Raw genomic sequence first — 6821 nt, forward strand, 5'->3', positions numbered from 1 at the left:
GGGACCCTGTGGGAGAGTAGGACGCCGCCGAACAATCATTGTGGGAAAGCCCCGCACCAGCCCTTTCAGGGTCCGGTGCGGGGCTTTTCTGCGTTCGGGAGCCGTTTCCGGGGTGCCGCTGGGTATCCTGGCGAGCGTTCCCCTGGAGGACACGATGACAGCACAGCAGTGGGAAGACGGCGGGCCGCTCATCCCCCAGCCGGCGATGACCCGGGAAGCGCTGCGGGACGCCGTGCGACGGATCGACATGGCCAACCTGGCCGTGCTCGACAAGGAATGCAACGAGGCGTTCGACCGTGCCGCGGAGACCGGGGCCATCAACCCCCTCCGCTTCTTCCTGATCAAGTGGGCCACGCACGTGGCGATCCACCGCTGGCCGGCGCGGTCGGCGGCGCTGCACGAGGCGGAACGTACCGCGGGCGACCCGGACGCCACGGAGGACCAGTTCCGGGCGGCCATGGAAACCAGCAGCCGCATCCTGGCCGAGGCCCAGCGCGAGATCGGTCAGTGACCGCGCGGGGCGAAGGCGTGGAGAACGAGGGCGGCTGGGCCTGGGAGTGCGACCCCAGTCGGCTGTGGGTCCTCGGTGACATGCCGGCCGGGCAGCAGGACTTGGTCGCGGCGGTCATGGACGGCCTGGTCGACCTGGCGTCGATGGCCCTCGACCCGAAGGACGGCAGCCTCTACGAGGACCCGCACCCGATGCGCCTGCGTACGTACGAGGACGAGCACCTGATGGTCTGGTACCAGACCATCCCCCACCGCAGCCGGGTCTACCTCAAGCGCGTCAACCTCTGACGCCGGCCGCGGCTGCCGGGCCGCCGGACGCCCACCAGGCGGTCACCTGACCGGCCACCGCGTCGGTATGCGAGCCGGAGGGATCGAGGCCGAAGTGCTCCTCGAGCTCGTGCCGCAGGTACGCGTCGATCTCGGCCTGGCCGGCGCCGCGGCAGAGCCGCCCGAGAAGAGGGGCGAGCATGCAGTCGTACTCGTCCTCCACGCTGTCGGCGACGCCGACCGGATCCCACGCGTTGAGCAGCTGCCGCAGTGCTCTCTGGTTGGCGGTGCTCCAGGGCTTCATCGCCCCAGTGTCCCAACGGCGAGCTGCCGCTGCCGGGGGCGGTGGTGCGTGGGAGCGTTCCCCCCTCCCCGCGGGACGACCGAGGACACCTCCGCCTGCCTCCTGGCCTGGGGCCCGAGCGGACTGCTGATCCTGACCCCCTCCATGGGCCTGCCACCTCACCGCTGCCCGAGAGGGCTCGTTGGGGGACACTCCCGGAGTGGCCCGACCGGCAGGATGCGCCTCACCAACGCCGATCGGGGCCCGGCGCCTCCGGGGCGCGGGCGCCGGGAACGGCCCTGCCGCTTCTTGCAGGCCCCTGCCACGAGGTCGGTCCGCCGTATGTGCAGTCGGTCTGACGGGCGCCGTTCGGGACAGTGCGAGCGCCTGCTGGTTGGGCGCGTGCCCGCAGGCAGGGAGCAGGCTCCTGTCCTGCTCTCGTCCGCCTGGACCTGGCGGCGGGTCTACGCCGCACTCCGCCGGCGAATCGAGCTTCGGAGCCTGCGACCCGTAGGCCGTAGAGATAGGAGCGGTTGTTCTAGAAGCTGCGCGAGATGCTACTGAACTTGAACTTGTGATGTCGGTCGACTCGTGGTGGCGGCGTCAGGGTCCGAGACGCCAGCTGTTACCGGCTCGGGTTCAGGACGACGGCTGTAGCCAGCGCCGCGCCGCGGAGAGGTTCACCTCGACGTCATCGCTCCAAGAGCAGACCTCCAGCCATGAGAGGTAGCCGCCTTGCGCGAAGACCAAGACCTCACCAGGGCCCTCGCCGGTTTCGGTGACCAGCTGTACGTCGGCAGCCACGACGGTGCCGGTGCCCGTTGGCGCGGGATCCAACGCGTCGGCGTCAAGGTTGAAGTAGGCAGTGCCGCAACCACACTTGCAGCGGGATTGCACCCTGAGTTGGGGCACCTGCCGTCGGAGGGCGACGTGAATCGGCTCGTCCGGGTTCAGGACGAGGACCAGCACGTCGGCTACATCCTTGGGCAGATTTTCAGGCATGCCGCCACCGTAGCTGGCCAGCAGCTTCGGGCTTCGACCAATTTAGGGTCCGTCGACCCGACGCTCACAGGGCCAGGTCGGTGCCGCCGACCAGCTGTCAGGCGAACGGCACCGACATCACTCAGTCGAGTTCAGTAGCGGGCGAGGGTCCAGTTCGTGAGGCGGTCCACGATGTCGAGAACCGACCGGCGTGCCCCGGCGGAGATGAACGCGAAGACGACGAACGAGGGGATGAGCGCCACGATCACGACCAACGCGGGCAGCAGACGGACCACGGTGGTGCAGAAATCGAGCAGGGCGCGGAGGGTCCGGGTCTGAGACAGGAGGTCGATCAAACGGTCCAGCAAGGTGCACTCCTCGGATACGCGAGCGGGGTCACCTGGTGTCCGACTGAGGGCATACGTCTCCCTCGGACGGTGCCTTGTCAGGGCAACCAAGCGAATGAAGAACCCCGCTGGCCCGCGTTTCACGAGTCAGCGGCAGGTTCGAAACCTGCTGCGCATCCCTGTCTCCCTGCATATCGACCTACGGCGCCGGACAGCAGTCCGACGAGCAGCTGAATTTACTGACCGCCAGACTGTGGTTCAAGGGCGAATTTTAGTCACTGTCTAGAAACGCTTGAAGCTGCTGTCAGTAGCGAGAGGTTCAGGCACGTCCAGGTGGCTGTCGACACGGTGGGCAGCGGTGAGGCCGTCTTCGATCTCGCAGCGTCGGCCGGCGACCAGACTCACCACGCATGTCCGTCGGTGCGGCTTGCGGTGGCAATCCTTGAATACGGCCAACGGCTTCTTCGCCTCACCTCATTGCCGGTGGAACGGCGCAGGGCGGGGTGATCGTGGCCCTCAGCTGGTGGTCACTTGATCAGCCCGCGCTCGAACTCGATGTGCCCGTCGAGTGATCCGCATCCCCCAGGAGTGAGAGAGCCTGACCGTGCTCGTAGAGGCCGCTGGGCTGTCGTGCGTCTGGATGTTGCATTGGACGCCGATCTCGATGGGGCAGCGGGAGTCAGGGCCCGTTTTCGACTACGGAGACGACGGGCCATTTGTCGATGAAAGGCCGCTGCCGGTGACACGTCGGTGAGGCGGACGCCGTCGAGGTCAGACCGGGAGTGCGTCATGCCTCACAGGGTCTTGCGGTCGGCAGCAGGATTTCCCGGCCGACCTGTTGGTGGGTGCGGGCTGCCGGCAGGGGCGGTTGTGGGTCACCGTGGACTCCAGCGCGTTCCGTTGCGGGGCGTGGCGGTGGGGTGCGTACGCAGGTGCAGGTGTTGCTGGCAGGCCGGGTGTCACGGAAGGCGAGACCGCAGCAGGGTGAGGTGGTCCGCCGATGTGGCGGGCTCGGCCCTGCTGCCGTTCCTGGTCGCGGCCGGGTTCGGCTTGCCGTGCCAGGTTGGGGAGCGTGGAGCTGCCGGCTGGCCTTGGGTGAGTCGAGGGTGCCGGCGTATGCCAGAGGGTCCGGCTGTCGAGCGATGACCGGACGGCCCCGGTGCCGATCCGCAGGATGTTGTCGCCCAGGGGAGTGAAGACCATGACTTGGACCGGCTCTGTGGGCTGGTCGGCCGTGCGACTTCCGACTCGGCAGGGAACGGCCGCACAGGGATGTCCGGCAACTGCTCGGTCGCGGTAGCCCACCGACCGTGGTGGTGTCTCGGTCGGGTAGCCCGGCTGTGTCGTCGCCTGCTCATCTCGTCTGAATGGTCTGGAGGCCGGCCGGTAATTCGGTCACGAGGCCGGGGTTGCTGGGCGCTCTTCCTATGCGTGGTCGCACCGCTCTGCCGATGCGGGAGCCCTTGGCGGGGGCATGAGACTGTCTGGTCGTGTCAGAGATGGTGAGTGGGGTGGAGGCCGCCTTGGTCGAGGCGTCGTCCTCCTCTTAGGAGCAGCGTGTTCGTGCCGGGCGGGACCTTGTGCCCTTTGCGGATGTTCCTGCGGTGGCGCCGGTGCTGGTGGGGCTGTTGCTGGACGCCGAGGACACTGCGGTGACCCGGCAGACGGCTGATGCGCTCGTCCGGGTGGGGACGGTGTCCGCCGTCAGGCTCATCGTTCTCGCGGCCGCCGTGGCTGACGACAACCAAGCGGACTGGATGCAGGCCGGGGTGCATGACGCGCTAGTGGGCCCGGGCAGTGCGTCGGCCTTTGCCATGGCAAGTCGAGCGCTCGCACGGGATCCGGACGAAGCTGTTCGTCGAGGCGCTGCGAAGTTCTCTGTATGGGTGGACGGCATCGCGGGCTGATCTCAGCAGGATGAGGATGCCAGCGAGGTGGAGTGCGGCCTGGTCGGCGATGGCGAGTCTGTCGCATCGTGTGGCCAGGTCGCGCCACTGCTTGAGCCGGTTGATGCGGTGTTCGACCGTGTTCCGCTGGTTGTAGGCATCTCGGGCAGAGCCTGGCGGGCGGCTGCTGTGGTGGCCTTGCCGTCGGCGGTGGCCGAACTGGTCGGAGGGCTGCGGGATGACCGCGCGGATTCCGCGGCGCGGCAGGTGACTGTGGATGGCGCGGGAGGAGTAGGCACGGTCGACCAGCACGGTGAAGGGCCGGGTTCGCGGCCTGCCGGGGTCGCTGCGGGGCACCCGGGGCTATGGCGGTCTCGAAAGCGGGTGCTTCACTGGCCTGGCCTGCGGTGATGGTGAAAGCCAGAGGCCGTGCTCCGCCGTCCGCGGCGAGGTGGAACTTGGTGCTCAGCCTGCCGCGGGAGCGTCCGAGTGCGTGATCGGCGGGCTCGGCCGGAGTCTGTCGCCCGCTTTTGCGTGCTCCAGCGGCGTGCTGATGAGCCCGGACGACCGTGGAGTCCACCGACACGGTCCAGTCGATGTCGTCGGCGGCGTCCACCCATGCCAGGACGGCGGCCAGGATCGCCTCCCAGGTGCCGTCGACCGCCCGTCTGACCAGCCGTTTGTGGGCGGTCTGGAAGGGGCCGAGTTCACCGGGCAGGTCCCGCCAGGGCGAGTTGGTGCAGTACTTCCACACAATGGCCTCGAGCGTTCGGTGGTGATCGGCCCACCGGCGTCCACAGACCGGATCGGCCGGCATCAGCGGCTCGATCCGGTCCCACATCGCATCAGCGATCACTGATCGGACAGACACATCCGATCAGTTGATCAGCCCATCAAAGAGACACCCGCTAGGTGAACGGGTACTACGGCCCCGTGCGGGGGAGGCAGGTGCCGACGGGCGGAAGGTGGGCTGTGTTCAGGCGGGCGGAGGCGGATAGGCCGCAGAAGTCTTCGGAGCCGCAGCCGGACCGGCGTTGGAGGTGCCGCTGCCTGCGGTGCTGAGGCCGGCCTCGGCACCGACGTGATGAGCACCCCGGGAAGCGAGTGGGAGATGGGGGAAGGCACCCGTGCACGGCGCGACGACAGTTTGTTGGGGCTTCCTGATCAGCCGAGGGGGTGGGAGCAGTGATTGCTCCAGCGGTCAGAGGGCGGTGGGGACTGAGGGCGCTCCAGGGCCCGGTGGCGGGCCGCGCGTCTGGAGGGGGCCTGGTTGGTCCTTCCCAGGGTGCGCAGTGGGAGTCCGCCAACCATGAAGTCGGTCTTTGCCGTGCCTGGGGAGAGGCCAGTGGCCGGGCGCGTGGCTCGGCCGGTGAGGTAGACGACGGCCTGTGGTCGGTGGCCGGAGGCGTCTGCCCCTTACCTGCGCCGGGACGGTGTGAAGGGGGCTCTAGCAGCTTCATCTCGCCCAGGCCCCAGGGGAGTCCCCGCCACCGCCATCTTGAGCATCTTCTCCACGACGGTGGCGAGTGCCTACCGACGGTCCGCGAAAGCCAACTAGGCACTGCTGGCCGGGTTTTGGTCCGCTAGGAGGCTACCGATCGGGGACGTACAGGGAAGTGCCCTGCTGCTCTCGGATCTCTCCAGGGCGCTGCTCGTACGGCGGCGCCAGCGAGTGCTGGCTGCAACAGGGATCACGCTGGTCGGCAGGCTGAACAGCAAAGCACTCGCAGGACGTGACAAGGAGGTGCTGGGGCAGGTCCTGGCGGGAGAGCGTGGGTGCACAGGTCTCTGCCCTCGGCATCGGTGTCCTGGGCGCGCTGGCGCTGACATCGGCGTCTTCGACGGCGCCCTGCCTGCGGCCGTTGCTCTGTGGCCGGAGGGTTACACCGTCGTAGGCGGCGCGTCGGCGAGCCGGCTGTGCGGGCCGGACCCGATGCCCGCCTGGTGGGAGTGGAGCGGGAAAGCCCGGCTCCGTGTACTCGCGCCGCAGGACATCCGGCACAGGAGATCGGTAGCTGAGCCTCGAATGCGGCAGGTACCAGGCGTACGAGCGCGGGCTTTGGTGCTGCGGGAGGCGTGGGGCTCGCTCGGGGAGGTTGCTTGACGCTGTCCGGGCTGGGGCCGGGTAGGGGGTTGGTGGCGAGGGCTGAGCAGTTCGGTGGTGCCGTTGGGCGTTGTCCTTCCTTGCTGTCGGGGGCGGGTGTAGGGGCCTCGGTGGGAGGGGTGGGGGTGGATTTGACGGTGGGTGGGGGCGGTTGTAGAGTCGAGCAGTTGCCTGGAGCAGATGCTCGGCAGCAGCCCCCGCTAGGAAGCATTTTCGAGTGGGGACACTCGACTCTTCATTCGGGAATCGAAGCCGGGGAAATCCGGTGGAAAACTTCTGATAGAGTCGGAACCGCCGGAAAGGAAAGCGCGAAAGCGTGGAACTGGAAAGCACCGGGGAAATCGGACAGGAAAACGTCTGATAGAGTCGGAAACGCAAGAACAAAGCAACACAGCAGAACGAAAGCCCGGAGGAAAACCCGCGAGGGTGAGTACGAAGGAAGC

At 67.9% G+C, this 6821-nt stretch carries 6 protein-coding genes and 1 pseudogene; 3 read left to right on the forward strand and 4 right to left on the reverse strand.

Translation table 11 applies throughout. From position 1 onward, the window contains the following. Positions 1-154: 154 nt before the first annotated feature. Both ABZ873_RS33660 and ABZ873_RS33665 read left to right on the forward strand, forming a co-directional pair. Entirely contained in the window at positions 155-511 is a 357-nt protein-coding gene (locus ABZ873_RS33660; RefSeq protein WP_360880511.1) for a hypothetical protein, read from the forward strand. Next, positions 508-798 carry a hypothetical protein gene (locus ABZ873_RS33665; protein WP_360880514.1) on the forward strand — a complete coding sequence of 97 codons (291 nt, stop codon included), beginning with the start codon at positions 508-510 and terminating at the stop codon, positions 796-798. Before ABZ873_RS33660 ends, ABZ873_RS33665 begins: the two co-directional genes overlap by 4 nt. On the opposite strand, the gene ABZ873_RS33670 is transcribed toward ABZ873_RS33665, so the two are convergent. From ABZ873_RS33670 to ABZ873_RS33680, 3 genes are all read right to left on the reverse strand, one after another. Continuing rightward, on the reverse strand, positions 788-1081 hold the full coding sequence (locus ABZ873_RS33670; RefSeq protein WP_360880517.1) for a hypothetical protein: 294 nt from the start codon (positions 1079-1081) through the stop codon (positions 788-790). The two genes, ABZ873_RS33665 and ABZ873_RS33670, sit on opposite strands and share 11 nt — an antisense overlap. 618 nt (positions 1082-1699) lie before the next feature. Further along, positions 1700-2062 carry a hypothetical protein gene (locus tag ABZ873_RS33675; protein WP_360880520.1) on the reverse strand — a complete coding sequence of 121 codons (363 nt, stop codon included), beginning with the start codon at positions 2060-2062 and terminating at the stop codon, positions 1700-1702. Positions 2063-2193: 131 nt separating this feature from the next. Continuing rightward, positions 2194-2409, reverse strand: coding sequence for a hypothetical protein (locus ABZ873_RS33680; protein ID WP_360880523.1), 216 nt, complete (start codon positions 2407-2409; stop codon positions 2194-2196). A 1583-nt stretch (positions 2410-3992) separates the two neighbouring features. Between ABZ873_RS33680 and ABZ873_RS33685 the strand changes: the two genes are divergently transcribed. Continuing rightward, complete coding sequence (locus tag ABZ873_RS33685) at positions 3993-4295, forward strand: hypothetical protein (RefSeq protein WP_360880526.1); 303 nt, start codon at positions 3993-3995, stop codon at positions 4293-4295. A gap of 9 nt (positions 4296-4304) precedes the next feature. On the opposite strand, the pseudogene ABZ873_RS33690 reads toward ABZ873_RS33685, so the two are convergent. Further along, a pseudogene (locus tag ABZ873_RS33690) lies at positions 4305-5145 on the reverse strand (IS5 family transposase); the annotation flags it as partial. Positions 5146-6821: the final 1676 nt, after the last annotated feature.

The organism is Streptomyces sp. NPDC047014 (assembly GCF_040644195.1).
GTDB lineage: Bacteria > Actinomycetota > Actinomycetes > Streptomycetales > Streptomycetaceae > Streptomyces.

Coding starts and splice junctions, on each gene's coding strand:
- ABZ873_RS33660 (WP_360880511.1), top strand. CDS start 155: ATGACAGCACAGCAGTGGGAAGACGGCGGGCCGCTCATCCCCCAGCCG.
- ABZ873_RS33670 (WP_360880517.1), bottom strand. CDS start 1,081: ATGAAGCCCTGGAGCACCGCCAACCAGAGAGCACTGCGGCAGCTGCTC.
- ABZ873_RS33675 (WP_360880520.1), bottom strand. CDS start 2,062: ATGCCTGAAAATCTGCCCAAGGATGTAGCCGACGTGCTGGTCCTCGTC.